Below are 1,135 nucleotides of genomic sequence, written 5' to 3'. Positions count from 1 at the left end.
CAACCGGCTGCTCGGCCAGGATCATCCGCTCATGGCTGCGCGGCATGGGGACGGGAATGCGGCTCAGCGGCGCGCGCGGCAGGCCCTGACGGCGGCTGGCGCCCTGGAAATGCGGCGCATCACGCGGGTCGGCCCCCAGGGCCGTGGCGCGGTCGATAATGGCGGGCAAGGGGTCGCCCGCCGGGTCGCGCTTTGAGAGGCTGTGGGTATAGGCCGCCTCACTGCCCAAGGCGCGCAGGCCATCGCGCAGATAGCTCAGCAGCACCGGGTTGGGGCCGATTTCCACAAATAGCCGCGGCTGCATCCGGGCGGCGCGGGCCAGGGCGGCGTGAAAGCGCACCGGCTCGCGCAGGTTACGCCACCAGTAATCGGCACGGCACTGGCCGGGCTCCAGCACCTCGCCCGTGACAGTACTGATCATCGGGATTTGGCCGGCGGATGCGCGCATGCCGCGCAGATCGGCCATCAGGGGCCCGCGCAGGGGGTCCATATAGCTGGAATGGAAGGCGTAATCGAGGTCGAGCGGGATGAAGCTCCAGCGCTGTTCCCTGGCCGCCGCGTCCAGCAGCGCCAGGGCCGCCGGTGGCCCGGCCACGGTGATGGCGGAAGGTGCGTTGATGGCGGCGATCTCCAGCCGCTTCTCGCCGGGGATGTCGCAGGCGGCAAGGATGGGCGCTGCCGCCTCGGCGCTTGCGCCCAGCGCCGCCATGCGGCCTTGGCCCCGCATCGCCTGCTGGTGGCGGCTGCGCGCCACGATGAGCCGGCAGGCTCCCTTGAGGTCCAGCAAGCCTGCGACATGGGCACTGGCCACCTCACCCACGGAATGGCCAAGCACCAGGGCGGGGCGAATGCCCTGCGCGGCCAGCGCCGCGACCAGGCCAATCTGCACGGCAAAAAGCAACGGCTGGGCATGCTCGGTTTCGGCTAGGGTGGGGGCATCCACCCCCTGGGCCAATCGCTTCGCCACGCTCCAGCCCAATAAGGGCTTGAGCTGAGCATCCACAGCGCGCAATGCCGCACGGAAGGCCGGATTGCGCAATGCTGCGGCCTGCGCCATCCCAGGCCATTGCGCGCCATTGCCGCTGAAGACGAAGGCCACACCCTGGCCGCGCGGCGCCGAGCCCAGCGCCAGGCC

The 1,135-nt window shown here is 70.7% G+C and carries 1 protein-coding gene; it reads right to left on the bottom strand.

What is annotated here, in order from left to right; translation table 11 throughout:
* Positions 1–1,135 (bottom strand): acyltransferase domain-containing protein (locus ABWP84_RS16010; protein WP_353213046.1); only part of this gene is annotated, 1,135 nt, incomplete at both ends.

Origin of the sequence: Rhodovarius sp., from assembly GCF_040399605.1 — a bacterium.
Taxonomy (GTDB): Bacteria; Pseudomonadota; Alphaproteobacteria; order Acetobacterales; family Acetobacteraceae; genus Rhodovarius; species Rhodovarius crocodyli_A.
Note: the sequence above shows the minus strand (reverse complement) of the source record. Positions and strands in the feature narration are given on the sequence as shown.